The sequence below is a fragment of the Gaetbulibacter sp. M240 genome, assembly GCF_043876815.1.
In the GTDB taxonomy this organism is placed as follows: domain Bacteria; phylum Bacteroidota; class Bacteroidia; order Flavobacteriales; family Flavobacteriaceae; genus Gaetbulibacter_A.
In genome coordinates this window covers 1-20,048 of sequence record NZ_JBAWKA010000005.1, presented here as the reverse complement: position 1 = coordinate 20,048, position 20,048 = coordinate 1, and the positions used below count along the sequence as shown (strand labels likewise).

The 20,048-nt window shown below is 37.2% G+C and carries 12 protein-coding genes and 1 pseudogene; 11 read left to right on the top strand and 2 right to left on the bottom strand.

The features are described 5' to 3' along the window. The first annotated feature begins 49 nt into the window (after positions 1 to 49). The 4 genes from metG (at position 50) to V8G61_RS13175 (ending at position 4,561) form a co-directional block, all read left to right on the top strand. Positions 50 to 2,116 carry a methionine--tRNA ligase gene (gene metG / locus V8G61_RS13190; RefSeq protein WP_394876317.1) on the top strand — a complete coding sequence of 689 codons (2,067 nt, stop codon included), beginning with the start codon at positions 50 to 52 and terminating at the stop codon, positions 2,114 to 2,116. A 211-nt stretch (positions 2,117 to 2,327) separates the two neighbouring features. Next, a complete protein-coding gene (locus V8G61_RS13185) occupies positions 2,328 to 2,798 on the top strand; it encodes a lipocalin family protein (RefSeq protein ID WP_394876316.1) in 471 nt (156 codons plus the stop codon). A 40-nt stretch (positions 2,799 to 2,838) separates the two neighbouring features. Then, positions 2,839 to 3,543 (top strand): OmpA family protein, encoded by a 705-nt coding sequence (locus V8G61_RS13180; RefSeq protein WP_394876314.1) that lies wholly within the window; start codon positions 2,839 to 2,841, stop codon positions 3,541 to 3,543. A 115-nt stretch (positions 3,544 to 3,658) separates the two neighbouring features. Continuing rightward, positions 3,659 to 4,561 (top strand): histone deacetylase, encoded by a 903-nt coding sequence (locus tag V8G61_RS13175; RefSeq protein ID WP_394876313.1) that lies wholly within the window; start codon positions 3,659 to 3,661, stop codon positions 4,559 to 4,561. A 52-nt stretch (positions 4,562 to 4,613) separates the two neighbouring features. Here V8G61_RS13175 and V8G61_RS13170 read toward each other — a convergent pair whose 3' ends face one another. After that, complete coding sequence (locus tag V8G61_RS13170) at positions 4,614 to 5,045, bottom strand: TerB family tellurite resistance protein (RefSeq protein WP_394876311.1); 432 nt, start codon at positions 5,043 to 5,045, stop codon at positions 4,614 to 4,616. A 563-nt stretch (positions 5,046 to 5,608) separates the two neighbouring features. On the opposite strand from V8G61_RS13170, the gene mfd reads away from it, so the two are divergent. Together mfd and V8G61_RS13160 are read left to right on the top strand one after the other, a co-directional pair. Continuing rightward, positions 5,609 to 8,971 (top strand): transcription-repair coupling factor, encoded by a 3,363-nt coding sequence (mfd, locus tag V8G61_RS13165; RefSeq protein WP_394876309.1) that lies wholly within the window; start codon positions 5,609 to 5,611, stop codon positions 8,969 to 8,971. 20 nt (positions 8,972 to 8,991) lie between these two features. Continuing rightward, a complete protein-coding gene (locus V8G61_RS13160) occupies positions 8,992 to 10,335 on the top strand; it encodes a TlpA family protein disulfide reductase (protein ID WP_394876308.1) in 1,344 nt (447 codons plus the stop codon). A 17-nt stretch (positions 10,336 to 10,352) separates the two neighbouring features. On the opposite strand, the gene V8G61_RS13155 is transcribed toward V8G61_RS13160, so the two are convergent. After that, positions 10,353 to 10,712, bottom strand: coding sequence for a YraN family protein (locus V8G61_RS13155; RefSeq protein ID WP_394876306.1), 360 nt, complete (start codon positions 10,710 to 10,712; stop codon positions 10,353 to 10,355). 251 nt (positions 10,713 to 10,963) lie between these two features. Here V8G61_RS13155 and V8G61_RS13150 point away from each other — a divergent pair, with 251 nt between their 5' ends. The 5 genes and pseudogenes from V8G61_RS13150 to V8G61_RS13130 form a co-directional block, all read left to right on the top strand. After that, positions 10,964 to 11,620: a metal-dependent transcriptional regulator gene (locus V8G61_RS13150; protein ID WP_394876305.1), complete on the top strand. Its 657-nt coding sequence runs from the start codon at positions 10,964 to 10,966 to the stop codon at positions 11,618 to 11,620. Further along, positions 11,620 to 12,642, top strand: coding sequence for a DtxR family transcriptional regulator (locus V8G61_RS13145; protein ID WP_394876303.1), 1,023 nt, complete (start codon positions 11,620 to 11,622; stop codon positions 12,640 to 12,642). The genes V8G61_RS13150 and V8G61_RS13145 overlap by 1 nt, the downstream gene beginning before the upstream one ends. A 14-nt stretch (positions 12,643 to 12,656) precedes the next feature. Further along, positions 12,657 to 14,837, top strand: a pseudogene (gene feoB / locus V8G61_RS13140) (ferrous iron transport protein B). A gap of 638 nt (positions 14,838 to 15,475) precedes the next feature. After that, positions 15,476 to 18,274 carry a LuxR C-terminal-related transcriptional regulator gene (locus tag V8G61_RS13135; protein WP_394876302.1) on the top strand — a complete coding sequence of 933 codons (2,799 nt, stop codon included), beginning with the start codon at positions 15,476 to 15,478 and terminating at the stop codon, positions 18,272 to 18,274. A gap of 620 nt (positions 18,275 to 18,894) precedes the next feature. Further along, positions 18,895 to 20,048 (top strand): hypothetical protein (locus V8G61_RS13130; RefSeq protein ID WP_394876301.1); only part of this gene is annotated, 1,154 nt, incomplete at its 3' end.

The following is a 20,048-nucleotide window of genomic DNA, read 5'->3' as shown; positions in this document are numbered from 1 at the left end:
TTTTTTAAGCAAAAACCACAGTGCATTATGATGAAATTAAAAAATACTGATGAATAATCCTAAACGATACACCATTACTACCGCTTTACCATATACCAATGGACCCATTCATATTGGTCATTTAGCCGGTGTTTATGTGCCTGCCGATATCTATGCCAGATACCTGCGACTTATTGGGAAAGATGTTGTTTTAATTGGTGGTAGTGATGAACACGGAGTGCCGATAACCATTAAAGCTAAGAATGAAGGGGTAACGCCAAAGGACATCGTGGATAAATATCATAGTATCATAAAAAAATCTTTTGAGGACTTTGGGATCTCGTTTGATAATTATTCGCGAACCACGGCTAAAATTCATCACGAAACGGCCTCTGAATTTTTTAAAACCCTTTATCAAAAGGATGCTTTTATTGAAGAAACTACCGAACAACTTTACGATGAAAAAGTGCATCAGTTTTTGGCCGATCGTTTTGTGGTGGGCACTTGCCCAAAATGTGGTAATGAAGAAGCTTATGGCGATCAGTGTGAAAATTGCGGTACCAGTTTAAATGCTACCGATCTTATCAATCCGAAATCAGCTTTAACCGGTAATGTCCCAACCCTAAAGGAAACCAAACATTGGTTCCTGCCTTTAGATCAGCATGAAGGATTTTTAAAAGAATGGATCTTAAAAGGTCATAAAAAAGATTGGAAACCCAACGTATATGGCCAATGTAAATCCTGGATCGACGATGGTTTAAGACCACGAGCAGTAACCCGTGATTTAGATTGGGGAATTCCGGTACCGGTAGAAGGTGGTGAAGGCAAAGTTCTTTATGTTTGGTTCGATGCCCCTATTGGTTATATTTCGTCTACGAAAGAGTGGGCCGAAAAAACCGGGAAAGACTGGGAGCCATATTGGAAATCGGAAGACACGAAACTGGTTCATTTTATAGGAAAAGATAATATTGTTTTTCACTGTATCATTTTTCCGGCGATGTTGCGCGCAGAGGGCTCTTTTATTTTACCGGATAATGTGCCGGCCAATGAGTTTTTGAACCTTGAGGGCAACAAATTATCCACCTCGAAGAACTGGGCGGTTTGGCTTCACGAATATCTGGAAGAATTCCCCGATCAACAGGATGTGCTGCGGTATGCACTTACGGCAAATGCGCCGGAAACTAAAGATAACGATTTCACCTGGAAGGATTTTCAGGCACGAAATAACAGTGAATTGGTGGCTATTTTCGGGAACTTCATTAACCGTGTCGCGGTATTAACGCACAAGTATTATAATGGTGTTATTCCGGAAGCTTCAGAATTTACAGAAGTCGATGAACAAACCTTGGCGGCTATAAAGGCCTATCCGGATGTGATAGCCAGTTCTATTGAACGTTATCGTTTCCGCGAAGCGCAACAAGAACTTATGAATTTGGCCCGATTGGGAAATAAATATCTGGCTGATGCGGAACCTTGGAAAATCATCAAAGAGGATGAGGTTCGCACCCAGACTATTATGTATGTCGCCCTTCAAATTGCCGCGGCTTTAGGAACTTTGAGCGAACCATTTTTACCTTTTACTTCAGCGAAGCTTAAAGACATATTAAATTTTGAATCTTTACCATCGGCATTGGACTGGGAGGCAATTTCTAAAGAAGACATTTTATTGCCGACAGGGCATACCATCGGAAAAGCCACTTTACTATTTTCTAAAATAGAAGATAAATCTATTCAGGAGCAACTCGATAAACTGGAAGCTAACAAAAAAGCCAATGAGGCAGCTAATAAGCAAGGAACGCCCCAAAAAGATACGATCTCATTTGAAGATTTCAGCAAATTAGATCTTCGTGTAGGGACTATTCTGGAAGCCGAAAAAATGCCAAAAACTAAAAAGCTTTTAAAGCTTAAAGTAGATACCGGTTTGGATGTGCGCACCATAGTTTCAGGAATTGCAGAAAGTTTTTCTGTAGAAGAAGTTATAGGTAAACGCGTTACTGTTTTGGTAAATTTGGCTCCTCGTGCTCTTCGCGGTGTGGAAAGTCAGGGGATGATTCTCATGACGGAAACGGCTGAAGGTCAGTTGGTATTTGTAAACCCTGATGATGATGTAACACCAAACGGATTGCAAATCAGTTAATTTAGTATAGCATTTTATCAAATCAATTGATTACCTTTAACCGCAGAGTAGAAAAACCTTCATTAGAAATAACCAATCTTCAGTTTTTAATGAATCAAAGGGAGTTATAGTCTAAACCTTACAAAATTATCGTATCTTATTAAAAGCGAGTACTTACCTTGTGTTTGTATTCAACGTTATAAATTAATAAAACTTTAAAAAAACAATACATATGAAAAAACTAATGATGATCCTATTGACGCTTAGCCTAGTGGCTTGTGGCGCCTCAAAAACGGTAAGAACAGCAAAGAAAACAATAAAAGGCACCTGGAACTTGAGTAATATTACCTACGACCGCGCCGGAACCTATAATATTAAACTATTGGATGACGCCTCTAAAACCTGTTTCGAAGGCAGTGATTGGCAGTTTATTCCTAATAATAATACAGGAATCTATACCATAAGCGATTCAAGTTGTACGTCTGGTGAACGCTATTTTATCTTCACTATTGATGAAGTGGATGCACAAACCGGACTTTATGATTTCTTGTTAAAGCCTACCAATGCTAAAGGAAGGTCTGAAACCAATGAAGGCTTCCGTATTAAATTGAGTTCCCTGACGGAAACCAGCATGCAATGGCAACAAACCGTTATGGTTGACGGAAGTCCGTTTACCATAAGCATGAATTTTATTAAAAGTTAAATTCAAATAATTTTAAGTTATTAATTCAAAAATTCAAATCATGATAAAGTATATAAAAAAAGGAAGTATTCTGGCATTGAGCCTTATTTTGGTGCTCAGTCTTACGCAATGTAAAGCCATTCAAAATGCTAATAATAAACAAAAAGGCGGTGTTATCGGTGCTGCTGGTGGCGCTGTTATTGGAGCTATCATTGGAAACAATGTCGGTAAAGGTGGAAACGGTGAACTCGGTGCTGTAATTGGCGGCGTTGTTGGTGGAACAGCCGGGGTGCTCATTGGTAATAAAATGGACAAGCAAGCCCAAAAAATCGAAGAGGAGATTCCCGGTGCCGAGGTAGAACGCGTTGATAATGGTATTGTAGTTACTTTCGATGAGGGCAGTGGTGTGTATTTCGCAACTAATAGATACAATATTAATACAGCTTCACAAACAACCTTAAATAAATTAGTTGGCGTATTCAAAGAATATCCGGACACGAATATTCTTGTGGTAGGACATACGGATAGTACCGGTGATGCTGCATATAATATGGAGCTTTCTAAAAACAGGGCCTATGCTGTAACGAATTATTTGATTGGTACAGGCTTAAGTTCGGGACGATTTACTACTAACTGGTTTGGAGAAACGCAACCAATGCACGACAATAATACTGTTGAAGGTCGTGCAAAAAACCGTCGGGTGAATATCGCTATTTTACCAAACGAAAAAATGATTGAAGAAGCCAAGCAAGAAGCTGGCGAGTAATAGAAACTGATTTTTTTAAATAAATTTACTTGGGGTTGCATCTTTTTGATGCGACCCTTTTTCTTTTTAGTAATTTCGCAAAAAAAGTGTTATCCAAAATTGGTTGGTATTTTCCATGCTAAAAATTGCTTATCATCCTATTTATAAACATCCACTTCCGGAAGGGCATCGTTTTCCTATGGTAAAATATGAACTTTTGCCACAGCAGCTTTTACATGAAGGCACTTGTAATAAAGACCATTTTTTCACTCCCGAAATTCCTGAAGACCAACACATATTAAAGGTTCATACCGAGGATTATTACCGCCATTTACAAGACCTAAGTTTAAACAAAAGGGCTGCTCGAAAAATCGGGTTCCCCTTAAGCGAAGCACTAGTAAAACGCGAGATCATCATTGCCGATGGCACCATAAAAGCCAGTGATTATGCGCTTCAATATGGTATTGCCATGAATATCGCGGGAGGCACACATCATGCTTATTCTGATAGGGGTGAAGCGTTTTGTCTACTCAACGATCAGGCCATTGGCGCCCGATATCTACTCGATACCGGAAAAGCCAAAAAAATCCTTATTGTTGATCTGGATGTGCATCAGGGCAACGGCACGGCTGAGATCTTTCAAAACGAGCCGCGCGTATTTACCTTTTCCATGCATGGAAAAGGGAACTATCCGTTTAAAAAAGAACAAAGCGATCTTGATATTCCGTTGGAAAACGAAACAGATGACCATACCTATCTGCAAATCCTAAAAAGCACCTTACCCGAATTGATCGAAACCCAACAACCCGATTTCATCTATTACCTTTCCGGTGTCGATGTTTTAGCATCCGATAAACTGGGCAAACTCGCTCTCACGCCCGAAGGATGTAAAGAGCGCGACCGTTATGTGCTTCAAACTTGCAAAACCAAAAATATTCCGGTAATGTGCTCCATGGGTGGTGGATATTCCAAAGATATCAAAGTCATTATCGAAGCTCACGCCAATACTTTTCGACTGGCTCAAAACCTCTTCTTTTAAATAAAAAAAGCGCCAAAAAAGGCGCCTTCAATATGTATTCGCAACAGAGCTATTACCTGTTCATATTCTTAATTTGCTGCATAAAGGTATCCAGATCAGCACCATTGCCAACCAAGGTTAAAGCTTTATCCATAATGTATTTCACATTAACCGCATGAAACCCTAAGCCAACCCCAATTTTATTTAAAAGCCGGTGTTCCGGATCACCATTAATTTGGTCAACATGTACCATACGCACCAAATCGTATAAGCGCTCTAAACGGTTATCGTAAGACACCGGTGGATTAATTGGGTGCGAATTATAATCCTTTAAAATTTCCTTATACTCAGACTCGTTAATTTCTAAATTACGAGCCAAACGGTCCAAAAAAGCCTGCTCATCAGGAGTAATAATGCCATCATCCATAGCAACACGAACGATCGCTGCAAAATGATCCTTATTACGCTCTTTAAACCCACCATCAAATAAATCTGAAAACGACATAAACTTGTTTTAATTTGCTACAAACCTACATAAATTTTTAAAATTTTAAACTGATATAATTCAGTTTTTTTGGCGTTTCCCTTCGGGTCGCGCTATTCGCTGCAAGTCCTCGCTCGTGCCTCGCTGCGGGCTTTCCGCTACTATCCCTAACGCGAGCTTTTTTGCTAGTTTCGGGTTATTTCAAAACGGAAATCAATCTTGCCGAGGCCATAATCCTAATGTGATACCGTCATTGCGAGCAAAGCGAAGCAATCTGCTAATAGGAATTTGTTTCAAGAGATTACCACGTCGCCTTGCTCCTCGAAATGACGTACATAGAGATTCTTCAGTCACTGCGTACCTTCTGAATGACATACCATTCGTCATTGCGAGTGAAATGAAGCAATCTTTCAAACAGGATTTCAAATGAAGAGATTACGTCTTTATTCTTCCTTGTAATGACGAAATTTCATTTGTCATTCAGAGCGAAATGAAATGCAGCGAAGAATCTCAAAAAAACTCTTATAAAACCTTTTAAAACCCAGTAAGCAAACCGTATATTTGCAGCACTAAAAAAAGCATAGGTGAGTAAAACCCTGATCTCTCAAACCTATCAACAGGCTTTGCAATTGCAAAATCTGCAGATGGCTATTGCCCAATCCCAAAAAACCACACCAAAATTAGCGCTTACCGGTCTAACAGGCTCTGCATTATCCTTTGTTATCTCCAACGTTTTTAAACAAACAGACAAGCCTTTTTTGATGGTGTTTGATGATAAGGAAGAAGCCGCCTTTTACCTGAACGATCTTGAACAGCTATGTAACGAAAACAATGTCCTGTTCTATCCGGGCAGTTACCGCCGCCCTTATGAGATCGAGGAAACCGATAATGCCAATGTGCTACTTCGCGCCGAGGTCCTTAACCGTATCAATTCGCAAAGAAAACCGGCAATAATTGTTACCTATCCCGATGCCTTGTTCGAGCAGGTGGTGACGCGTAAGGAATTGGAGCGTAACACCCTGAAAATTTCGGTGAACGATCAGTTATCTATCGATTTTGTGAATGAGGTGCTTTTCGAATATAAATTCAAACGTGTCGATTTCGTTACCGAGCCTGGCGAGTTTTCCGTGCGTGGTGGTATTGTAGATGTGTTCTCATTTTCACACGATGAGCCTTACCGTATTGAGTTTTTTGGTGATGAGGTTGATAGTATTCGAACCTTCGATGTGGAAACGCAGCTATCGATAGACCAGATCAAAAAGATCAATATCATCCCCAATGTGGCCAATAAAATGGTTCAGGAAAGTCGGCAAAGTTTTTTAAAATACATTGCTCAAAAAACGGTGGTCTGTTTGAAGAATCCCAATCTTCTTTTTGCACGTATCGATGAATTTTATACCAAAGCCGAAGAGGCCTATAAAAACCTTTCCGGCGACATCAAACATTCAAAACCTTCAGCGCTTTTCTGTAATTCTGAATTGTTAAGGGAACAACTTGAAGGGTTCACGCTTGTTAATTTTGGATCCTCAAAAAATAATTCCGCCATAGGCGATATAACAAAAAAGATCGCGTTTAATACCACGCCACAACCGGCTTTCAATAAACAGTTCAATTTACTTATTGAAGATTTGAACGCCAACCACGAAAAAGGTTATACCAATTATATTGCCTGTATAAGCGAACAGCAGGCCAAACGGTTTCATGATATTTTTGACGATGCCCATCTGGATGTCAAAGAATATAAGACCGTTATTTTATCCTTGCATCAGGGTTTTGTGGACCATGATAACAAAATGGTCTGCTACACCGATCATCAAATCTTTGAACGCTACCATAAGTTCCATATCAAGAATGGCTATGCAAAAAAACAGGCCATTACCCTTAAAGAACTTACCAATCTGGATATTGGCGATTATGTAACGCATATCGATCATGGTATTGGTCGATTTGGCGGACTTAAAAAAATTGATGTTGAAGGCAAGAAGCAAGAAGCTATAAAACTCATTTATGGCGAACGGGATGTGTTGTATCTCAGTATTCACTCGCTGCATAAGATCACCAAGTTCAATGGCAAAGATGGCAAGCCACCTAAAATTTACAAACTAGGTAGCAACGCATGGAAAACGCTGAAACAAAAAACTAAAGCGCGGGTAAAAAATGTGGCCTTCAACCTGATTAAATTGTACGCCAAACGAAAAACTAAAAAAGGCTACCAGTATAACCCCGACAGCTATATGCAACACGAGTTGGAAGCCTCCTTTATTTATGAAGATACGCCGGACCAAAGTACGGCCACAGCCGATATTAAAGCCGATATGGAAAGTGAACGTCCTATGGATCGCCTGGTGTGTGGTGATGTTGGGTTTGGAAAGACTGAGGTAGCTATTCGCGCTGCGTTTAAAGCTGTAGACAATGGAAAACAAGTAGCTGTTTTAGTACCAACGACCATTTTAGCGTACCAACATTCCCGAACCTTCAAAGAGCGTCTTAAAGAGTTTCCCGTAACGGTAGAGTATGTGAATCGCTTTCGAACGGCTAAAGAAAAACGAGAAACCCTGGAAGGTTTAGAGCAGGGTTCTGTAGATATAATTATCGGGACGCATCAATTGGTGAATAAAAATGTAAAATTTAAAGACTTAGGCCTACTTATTGTTGATGAAGAACAAAAGTTTGGTGTGGCCGTGAAAGAAAAATTAAAGACCATAAAAGAAAATGTGGATGTGTTGACCTTAACCGCAACCCCTATTCCGCGTACCCTGCAATTCAGTTTAATGGCGGCTCGGGATCTTTCGGTTATCACCACGCCACCACCGAACCGATATCCTATTGAAAGTCATGTGATCCGGTTTAACGAAGCTACCATTCGTGATGCCATTAGTTATGAGATCCAGCGTGGCGGTCAAATTTTCTTCATCCATAACCGGATTGAAAATATCAAAGAAGTTGCCGGGATGTTACAGCGTTTGGTGCCCGATGCCAAAATTGGTATTGGTCATGGTCAAATGGAGGGGAAAAAGCTGGAGCAACTTATGTTGGCCTTTATCAATGGAGAGTTTGACGTATTAGTGAGTACAACCATTGTAGAAAGTGGTTTGGATGTACCCAACGCCAACACCATTTTTATAAATAATGCTAATAATTTTGGCTTGAGCGATCTGCATCAAATGCGCGGTCGTGTAGGGCGAAGCAATAAAAAAGCCTTTTGCTATTTTATTACTCCGGAATATTCAGCCATGACGGACGATGCCCGAAAACGCATCACCGCATTGGAACAATTTACCGCTTTAGGCAGTGGTTTTAACATCGCCATGAAAGATTTAGAAATTCGTGGAGCCGGTGATTTGCTGGGTGGAGAGCAAAGTGGATTCATTAACGAAATTGGGTTCGATACCTATCAAAAGATTCTTAATGAGGCTATTGAAGAGCTTAAAGAAAATGAATTCAAAGATCTTTATAATGAGGATGAAACTAATAAAGTGTATGTAAAAGACGTTACTATTGATAGCGACTTCGAATTGTTGTTCCCAGATGATTATGTGAACAACATTGCAGAGCGTTTGAATTTATATACGCAGCTGAATAATGTGAAAACCGAACAGGAGCTGGAAGCCTTTGAAAAGGAACTCATAGACCGTTTTGGCCCGTTACCAACTCAGGTGGAAGATTTACTTGATAGTGTTAAAATCAAGTGGCTGGCCACAAAAATAGGCTTTGAAAAAGTCGTAATGAAGCACCGGAAATTGGTGGGGTATTTTATTCATGATCAACAAAGTAGGTTTTATCAAAGTAGTAATTTCACCAGAGTATTGCAATACGTGCAAACAAATCCGTCGGTTTGTAAAATGAAAGAGAAACAAACACGTAAAGGTTTGCGATTATTGCTTACTTTTGAATCTATAAACTCTGTAAAACAAGTGCTTAAGGTCTTAAACCCCATAATGACCTAATGTATAAAACCCTCATACTTATGTTACATAAATTTATTATCAACCTCCTTTTATTACCCGGTATGTTATTTGCCCAGCATACCATTAAAGGCACCTTTTCCCCGCCTCAGGATTATAAGGTCGTGTTACTTTACAAAGTGACACCAACCTTATCGAATTACCTCAATAATACTAAAGTAGATAAAAATGGTGTTTTCCAATTTGCTTTGGATTCGACTGCCACAGCAGGAATTTACCGAATTGTTTATGCCGTACCGCAAGAAGATTACAATTTTGATGTGATCTACAACGGCAAAGAAGATATCGAACTTACCTTCAATTCCGAAACGGGGTTAAAATTTATTAAATCTGAAGAAAATAAACTTCTTAGCGCATACACGAATAGCCTGTATTCCGTAACACAAAGTATTAGTAATTATTACCGTGAACAACGAAAAGATACTATGGCAATCAGAGCTATTTTTAAAAATCAGCGCGAGATGCAAGAGGCCTATGAAAAAAAAGCGAATGGTATGATCGTATCGCATTTTATAAAAGCCAATAAACCTTATATCCCTAAAAAGTACGAGAATATTTCAACCTACGTGAGTAATTTGAAAACCCATTATTTTGATCACGTAAACTTCAAAAATCCTATTTTACAGAGCTCTAGTTTTCTGCAAGAGCGTATGTTGAATTACGTTTTCGGTATGCGTCCTGATGGCATTGATGAAGTCGCTAATTACAAAAAGAATATTGATAGATTTTATGCGGCCATGAAAACCGATTTACCTATTAAGGCTAAACGTATTTTATTGGTGGATTTGTGGGAGCAATTTAAGGACTTAGGTCAGGATAAGGTAGCCAATTACATTGCTGAAACCTACCTGATGGATATTGCTGTAGAGCTTAATGATCAGCAATTAATCCGTGATCTCATGGTGTTGATCAATACTGGTATTGGTGAAAAAGCTCCTGATTTTTCTATTGAGATGACTCAAAATGGCAAAAAAGTAACTAAGAATTTAAGTGACCTAAATTTGGCTAAACAGTACGTCGTGGTCTTTTGGAGTAGTACTTGTGCTCACTGTTTAAATGAGCTGCCTAATTTTGCCAGATATATCAAAAACAGACCTGATGTAAAGGTGATAGCTATCGGACTGGAAGATGGGCCCGGGAATTGGGAAAAGGTAAAACAACGATTCCCTGATTTTATTCATGTATACGGTGCGGGCCATTGGGATAATGAAATTGGAAATATTTATGGCGTTAGAGCAACACCAACCTATTTTATACTTGATAAGGGAAAGCACATCATTAGTAAGCCTAATACACTTGAAGATTTAGAAGAATTTTTTGATTTACAAGGAATGCCCTCAGAATAGATTTCAAAAAGGGTTTTTTAAAAATGATAAAAAGCGTTCTCAAGATGCTCAATATCATATTGATCACCGGACCTTATGATAGCAATAATATCAAAACGGACCTCAAAATCTAAAAGGTTAGAGGTAATATAGGCGTCTACCGCATTCACCAAACGTTCAATTTGCTTGGGTTTTACAAAATCTTGTGGATTGCCAAAATCAGTTGTTGAACGGGTTTTTACCTCGATCACAGCCAGTGTTTGATCTTTTTTTGCTATAATATCTACTTCCGCTCTTTCGTAGCGATAATTGCGATCCAGAATAATATAGCCTTTATTAATAAGGAAGTCTACAGCGAGATCTTCGCCTTTTTTGCCAAGTAGGTTATGTTGGGCCAAAACGGTTTTATTTTTATAACGGCTTAAAAGTCAATACCAAATTACTAAAATTAACAGCGTTTATTTTCACGCATGCTTGTTCTTAATGCAATTAATGGAGTTTTTTTAAGGTGGTATTAATCAGGTGTTAAAGTACAACTTTATTTTGAACATTATCTTTATTCTATAAACAAAAAATTAATTTTAGATTATCCTAAAAATATTTTTATACAGTTGTAAACCTTTGTACATTTGTACGACAAAGAAGTATTATGACGACCTTATCGGAGGAAAATTATTTAAAGGCCATTTACCAGTTAGGGAAACAGGGTACTATTTCTGTGAGCACCAACGCCATTGCGAATAAAGTAGATTCGAAAGCGTCTTCGGTTACGGATATGGTTAAAAAACTGGCAGAAAAAGAGCTTGTAAATCATGTGAGATATCAGGGGGTTAGTTTAACAGAAAAAGGCCGTTTAGCTGCAGCTTTAGTAATCCGAAAACATCGTCTTTGGGAAGTTTTTCTTGTGGATAAATTGCACTTTTCATGGGATGAGGTTCATGATGTAGCTGAGCAATTAGAACATGTAAAATCTTTAAAGCTGGTGAATGAACTGGATGCCTTTTTAGGCTTTCCAACGCATGATCCTCACGGGGATCCGATTCCAGACAAGGATGGAAATTATGCGCCTATGAAGAGTGTTAACATTTTTGATATTGAAACCGGAAAGACAGGCGTTTTATGCTTTGTAAAAGATTCTGCGGATGCCTTTTTAAAATATTTAAACAAGAATGATCTGGCTTTAGGCGATAAAATAACGGTATTGGATTATGAACCATTTGACAATTCACTTACAATCGAGACCAATTCGCAAAAAATGGTGATCTCAAAAGAAGTCGCTCAAAATTTATACTTAAAACAAATGTGATGGAAAACTACAATCCTCTTACAGCGCTTTTATTGTTTTTCGCCATCGTGGTGGTGTTGTTTGTGCTATTCCGTCCGGTCCATGGTTGGTTTTGGGTCTTGAAAAAGAATTTTAAAAATAACGAAAAGATTATTATTGAAGACATCCTTAAACAATTGTATCATTTTGAGAATTCAGGAAACAAAGTGGATATGAAAACTCTGGTTCAAATGATAAATTATAACCATCATCGCGTGGTAGAGGTTATAAAAAAAATGACAGTAAGTGATCTGATCTTTTTTGAAAAGGATATTTTGAAACTCTCAGAAAAAGGTAGGGAATATGCTTTAAGAATTGTAAGAGTGCACCGTTTGTGGGAAAGATATTTAGCCGATAAAACGGGTTTCAGTAAATCCGAATGGCATGATCGCGCTGAGGCCATGGAGCATCAGTTAAGTTATGATGAAACTAATATTTTAGCAGCGCATTTGGGACATCCAAAATTCGATCCACATGGCGACCCTATTCCCACACAAACTGGAAGAATGGCTGAAATAAAGGGTGAGGAATTACCACTTTTATCTGTGAATACCATAGGTAGGATCACGCATATTGAAGATGAACCTGATGTGATTTATAAACAAATCCTAGCGGAAAATATTCATATCGGCTCTATTTTAAAAGTGATCGAAAATAACGCTACGCGAATTTCTTTTGAATCAGAGGGTGAGATTTTTAAGTTGGCGCCCATAGTAGCAGCTAACCTTACAGTAGCACCTTTAGAAAAGGTTCTTGAAGTTGAAGATAATCTTGTTAGATTGTCAAGTTTAAAAGAAAATGAAACGGCTAAAATTATTGGTATTTCGAAGGAAAGCAGAGGAGAAGCGCGTCGTCGATTACTTGATCTTGGCTTTGTAAAGGGTGCTGATATCAAGATAGATCTTTTGAATCCACTTAGTGAGCCGAATGCCTATCTGATTAAAGGGACATCAATTGCTTTACGGAAAGATCAGGCTGCAAAAATTTTAATTAAAAAGTATTAATTATGGACCCAAAAATAAAAAGTGCTTGCGATACCTGTGAGCATTTTAATGCTAATGGCTTAAAACGCATGGGTGTTCAAACAGACCATGTCGATTTTGTCGTGGCACTGGCCGGTAATCCGAATACCGGAAAAAGCACCGTTTTTAATGCCTTAACCGGCCTGCGACAACATACAGGTAACTGGCCCGGTAAAACAGTGACTCGGGCTGAAGGTGGTTTTCAATATAATAACATGAAATATAAATTGGTTGATCTCCCGGGAACTTATTCCTTGTTATCGACCTCTGAAGATGAGCAGGCAGCACGTGATTTTATCCTTTTTGGAAAACCAAATGTTACGGTAATTGTTGCGGATGCCAACCGATTGGAGCGTAACCTTAATTTGGTACTACAAATACTCGAGATTACAGATAAAGCGGTACTATGCCTTAATCTTATGGATGAAGCTGAGCGTAATGACATCTCAATTGATATACGTACGTTGGCCCGTGATCTTGGGATCCCTGTGGTGCCAACAAGTGCGAGGTACAATAAGGGAATTTCTGAGTTAATTCAAACGATTAGTGGTATCGCCAATGGAACGATCGAATGCAAGCCACACCGAATTAAAAACGTACCAGCTAATGTGGAGTCGGCCGTGAATAAACTTGCTGAAAAGGTAAAGGAATCCTTTCCGAATATTCCTAACAGTCGTTGGATTGCCTTTCGATTACTGGAAGGAGACACCCAAATTATTAATGCTTTGAAAAAAGGCGAATTTGTTTAAAACTAAAAAATGAGTGATAAAAACGTAGATCATATAATTGAACTGTCCAACGAACTGCGCTGGCAAATTGGTGACGATTTTCACGATACGCTCACCGAAAGTATTTATGCAGATGCAGCCGATATTGTAAAAGGCACAGTAAGCAATCAGCAATCTAAAAAACGATTTCGGCTTGATGCCGAGATCGATAAAATTGTAACCAGTAAAATCTTCGGATTCCCAATCATGTTTCTGATCCTTGGCGTAGTGCTGTGGATCACTATCATTGGGGCTAATTATCCATCGTCGCTTTTGGCGGAATTACTTTTAGATAAGCTGCACCCTATACTTAAAAGTGGAGCAGCGAGTATTAACATGCCCTGGTGGCTAGATGGTTTTTTAATTGATGGGGTGTATCTGGCAGTGGCCTGGGTTATTGCTGTTATGCTTCCACCTATGGCAATATTTTTTCCCTTGTTCACCTTACTGGAAGATTTTGGATACTTACCTCGCGTTGCTTTCAATTTAGATAGTCTGTTTAAACGTTCAGGAGCCCATGGCAAACAAGCCTTAACTATGAGTATGGGTTTTGGTTGTAATGCGGCCGGAGTCGTGGCAACGCGAATTATTGATAGCCCCAGAGAACGATTAATTGCTATTATCACCAATAACTTTTCCCTGTGTAATGGGCGATGGCCTACCCAAATCCTGATTGCTACTATTTTTATTGGTGCTGTGGCGCCTGAAGGGATGTCAAGTTTGGTTTCTTTATTAGCGGTGATTGGTATTGCTGTTTTAGGCTTGGCCTTTATGTTTGGAACATCCTGGACTCTGTCTCGAACGGTTTTAAAAGGTGAAGTTTCAACATTTCATTTGGAATTACCCCCCTATCGCCCGCCACGATTTTGGAAGACACTTTATACGTCTTTGATCGATAGAACTATAATCGTGCTTTGGAGAGCCATAGTATTTGCCGCCCCTGCAGGTGCTGTAATCTGGTTGATCTCAAACATCCATTTGGGAGGTGAAAGCATTGCAGCTATTCTTATAGATTCTTTTAATCCGTTTGGTTATTTGTTGGGTTTGAATGGGGTTATTTTATTAGCCTATATTGTAGCCATTCCTGCTAATGAAATTGTCATTCCAACAATAATGATGCTTACTGTTTTAGTTACCGGAATCTCTGTAGGAAATGGTGCAGGAGTAATGTTTGAACTGGATTCTATGAATGCGACCGGCGATCTGTTACGCGCGGGAGGCTGGACTTTATTAACAGCAATCAATTTGATGTTGTTTAGCTTACTCCATAATCCCTGTAGTACAACAATCTATACAATTTACAAGGAAACCAAAAGTGTGAAGTGGACCCTAGTCGCCTCCATAATGCCTGTGATATTAGGTTTTGTTGTAACCTTTCTTGTTGCTCAATTCTGGCGCATTTTGGTTTAATTTATTTTTATTATATTTAAAAAACCATTTTAATCTTTTTTGGATGAATTATTCCGAAAATGTATTAATAGCCCTGGTTCTACTAAAAATTAATTAATTGTAAATTGTTCTAAAAACATTTCATTGACCTACTATTTGATTATGGAAAAAAGCTTAAGAATTTCCCTCATCAAGGATCTACTTTAATTGTAAGGTTCTTTTTTATTCGGAAGCAATCTCATTTACTGATGTACACGTCATTTAAAGTATTTTATGCTTTAATAATATAAGGTAGACGCATACTTCTTACCGCAGAAAGTTTTACGGATGGTGTTTATTTGGTTGCGCTTCAGTTTATAGACCCCTCAATTTTTATGGACCACACAACAGGACATAAAAAGGGGGCTTAGCGTTGGATCTTCCGTGGCTTTAAATTCTTAGTTATATCAACATAATCAAAAAGTGCATTAAAGACCGTTGAGGTTTATATTAGGAAGTTTCACCTAATCTCCTTGGAAAGACCCCTTTTCCGAGGCTAAAATGATATATGAACATTTTATTATAGTGTAGAATTAAAGGAAGCTATCCATTTGGTTTAAATAGTTATTAAGAAAGATTAAAGGTTTAAAAACCTTTGAGAAACTAAAACCAATTAAAAAGTGATTCAAAATAGCGAAACCCAAACGGCGAAGTTTTTCATTCTAAATATCGTTTTTACAGTTGCTTTTTTAATCTTAAATAAGGCGGCAATAGCACAACCTATTTTGCCCAAGATGGAGAATTTTACGCCGCAAGACTACAATGCGAATAGGCAAAATTGGGGTATAGATATTGATAATAAGGGAGTGGTTTATATTGCAAATAATAAAGGATTATTAGTATATAATGGGCAATCCTGGCAACTTTATGAGCTACCCGATAAAACTATTGTCCGGTCTGTTCTATGCTATAATAACATGATATTTACTGGTTCTTATGAGGAGTTTGGGGTTTGGAAAAAAAATACAACTGGAGCACTATATTATACGTCTTTATCCGGGCCTAAGGAAAAAATCCAAAAATTCCAAAACGAGCAATTCTGGGAAATAACAAGTTTTAACAGCGCAATTTATTTTATGTCTTTTGCGAGGGGGGTCTATAAATACACTGAGGGTAAGCCTATTGAATATATAAAAAATAGTTTTGGTGTAACTTCAATAGCGACATATAAAAACAAGCTGATATTCGGAAACAGACTTGAAGGATTACAAGAACTAAAAGATGGAAACCTTATTAATTTTGAGTTATCCAACACTTCCAAAGTAACAACCAAAGCCGAATTGGTTGCCACAAAAAAGAATAATTTGTTTTTTTATTCACCTCAATTTGGAGGTTATATATATTCCGATGGAGCACTACGAAATCTTGGCGATGATTTAAATACTCTCTTAAAGACAGCGGTATTGAACAAGGTAGTATTTATAGATCAAAACTGCTTGGCTTTTGGCACCTTAAAAGAAGGTGTGGTGCTCTATAATCTAAAGGATAATTCATTCAAAAAAATAATAAAAACCTATGGTTTAGAAAATAACGTTGTTCACGATCTTAATTTCAATCATGGAAATCTTTGGGCTGCTTTAGATACCGGAATTACCAAAATAAATATTGATTCGCCCTTAAGTTTTTACAGAGATATTACAGGAAAGTTGGGAACTGTTTATGACATATTATATTTTAAGTCTAAATACTATTTAGCTAGTAATACAGGGGTTTATGTGCTTGGTACTAAAAAAGAGTTAACCTTAATTGAAGGTACAGAGGGACAGGCCTGGGATTTAAAAGTTATGAATAATCAAGTAATCGTTGGCCATAACAATGGCTGCTTTATAATAGAAGGCGAAAGAGTCTTAATAAAAACATCGAATAACGGCGTTTTTAAAACGGTTAGAGTACCGGGTAAAAATAATTTATATGTCCAAGGGACTTATTATGGTATTAATAAGCTTCAGTTTAAAGATGGCATTTGGAACTCTAAACCTATTAAAAATGTCCCGCTCATAATTAATAATATCATTTTTGAATCAGATTCGGTTTGCTGGGCTACAAATCCTTATAAAGGAGTTTATCGCATATTTTTCGATAAGCATCTAAATAAAGTGAATAAAATAATTTCATTTAGCTGGATTAAAAACCTGACAGAGTATCGTAGTTACATACATGCTTTGGATAAAAATATTCTAATATATAATTCGGGGGAATGGCTTACTTATTATAATGATAAAGATAGCATAGGCGCTTTTCAGCCATTTAAGGATTTTGGTAAACAGATGATTGTTGGTAATGATAACGACGGTCTATGGTTTTTAGATGAAAGGCATGATAATATTTTTCATAGAAAGAAGCATAATTTAATTAACGACTATACTTTAACCGATCCTGGTATTGAAAATACAGCTTTAATTGATTTTAAAAAAGTAAGGGCTGTCTCGGATTCTACCTTTTTAATTATGATTAAGGATGGTTTTGCATTTTATAATCGTCGCCAATCAAAAACAAAAAAGGACGAATCACCAAAACCTGAGATCGTAAAAGTCAAAACAACAAAACGTTCTTACGCAATATCCGGGGAAATGAATCTTGAATTACATTTTGAAGAATCTAGGCATTTATCTATTGAAGCTTATTTGCCTTTCGGATATAATGAACAAATCTTTTACAGCATCGAAAACAAGCTGAAACGTAAGGGTCAATTGGAAAATGGAAATTTAAAACTTAATAACTTAAATGCTGGAACTTACGAGTTAACTCTGTATCCTTTTGCCAAAACATCGAGGGGTAATCATAAAAAACTGAAAATAAGAGTATTGCCGCCGTGGTATCTGTCAAACTTGATGCTTGTTTTTTATTTATTTTTTATTGTTTTTGTCATTAAGGTATATCATAGAATGTTAAAACTAAAAATGAGGAGGCAACGACTGAGGGAGAAAAAGAGTTTAATAATAGAAAATATGAACAAACTTGAGCACATGGAAAAGAACAATTTAAAAAAGGAAATAGAATACAGAAAAAAAGAATTAAACCAAACAGCTACGACACTTATTAAAAAAAATGAAACCATAATTCTATTGCGCAACGAGTTGAAACGTTTGCTAAAGGTGTCACCAAATAAAAGTAGAACTAATAAGCTTATCGATTTTTCGAATAATAAAAAAGCTGCTGAAATGGACTGGCTAATATTTGAACGAAACTTTAATGAGTTGCATGAAGAATTCTTTTCCAAGCTACTGGCTTCATACCCATGTCTTACCAAAAAAGATTTAAAACTATGTGCCTTTATTAAAACAGGATTATGTTCTAAGGAAATAGCGCAACTTATGAATATTACAACGCGTGGTGTAGAGATACATCGATATCGATTAAGAAAAAAGTTAAACCTCGAAACCGAGGTGAAATTACACAACTTTCTTATGCTATTTTAACCCATTTTGTTAGTAAATTACCTTTTTTTTACCACATCATTACTACATCATTTTTAAAAATTAACAATTTTTCTTCAAATTAAAATATTGATTATCAGTTTATTAAAAAATAAATATCTAATTTAAAGTACATCTTAATTTTTTTATAAAGCAATCTGATATAGTTTTACTCCATTCAAAAGAATAATCTAATGATTGAAATTATTTTTAATCAAACTGACTTGTTTCTTTCAAAATGTAAAAGTTTTAATTGTTAAAGAAGTAAGCCGGAAAAAAACAAATCTTTTGAATTATTAACCTCCATGTTTACACACTATGATTTTTGCAATCATAGTAAGTGTTTTCAAAACCTCCAAAACTTAAAATAGTGAATTATTAAAGGGATTTGAGTATTCCTTGTTGTAATCGATATAAAATGATATAACGAAAAAATAAGACCTACTTACTTAAAGAGATCGTAAAAAAACAAACCCAAATAGTTTCACAATCTTTTTATTATATGGATTCCTTTTTATTCTGCTCGTCATTTTTAATTAATTAAATGAGACCCTGTTTAAACCAAAAAAAGAGTTAAAACCGGAGCTCGAAAATCTAACTAAAAATAACCTAAACAACAAATCATGAAAAAAATTAATTTAATGCTGTGTCATGGCGCACGGCTAAGAACAACACAGTTTAAAAAAAACCTGTTTCTGGGGCTAGTATTTGCTCTATTTGTGGGCGTTAATCTTAACGCTCAACAGGTTACCTACGACAAAGTAAAAGTAAATGATTCTCTAAAAATCATAGGGAATGATCCAAACAATCCCGATATAATCCTCACAGGACCAGGGACTTCAATTTTTAATAAAAAAATATTATTTAACAATGAAGTTAGAGGGACTAATTATAGTTGGAGTATTAACCAATATGGTTCTGGTACTTTTGCAAATTCAAAAATTGTCCTTTTAAATAACGGTACTAAAGCTGAAATTAAAATAACAGATGGTAAAATAACTTTAAACAATAGTAAACTATCTGTTTTGGATACTGATGGCTCAGCTTATTTTGCTAATAAAAATGTAGATTTTAGTAGTGCTGGTTTGGCTTCCTTTAAAGCCGGCGCAAACTTTGCATCTGGCACAACAGTTGACTTTACAGGTGCTAACGTAACGGGATTACCAGCAGTAACATTAGACGAAACTACAGATTACACGGCTAACAATTTAAATGCAAAAACGGCTGTTAAAATAGGAAGTGATGCCATGAATCCGAATATAACGCTTTCCAGTACTGGAGCGGATTTTGCTTCAGGAACCACGGTTGATTTTACCGGTGCTACGGTAACCGGGTTAGATTTTGATATTTCAGGTGTTACCACAGGGACACTTTCAGTAGATCGTTTGCCAGCTGCTATTCCGGCCAGTAAAATTACCGGATTACCAGTGGTAACATTGGACGAAACTACAGATTACACGGCTAACAATTTAAATGCAAAAACGGCTGTTAAAATAGGAAGTGATGCCATGAATCCGAATATAACGCTTTCCAGTACTGGAGCGGATTTTGCTTCAGGAACCACGGTTGATTTTACCGGTGCTACGGTAACCGGGTTAGATTTTGATATTTCAGGTGTTACCACAGGGACACTTTCTGTAGATCGTTTGCCAGCTGCTATTCCGGCCAGTAAAATTACCGGATTACCAGCAGTAACATTAGACGAAACTACAGATTACACGGCTAACAATTTAAATGCAAAAACGGCTGTTAAAATAGGAAGTGATGCCATGAATCC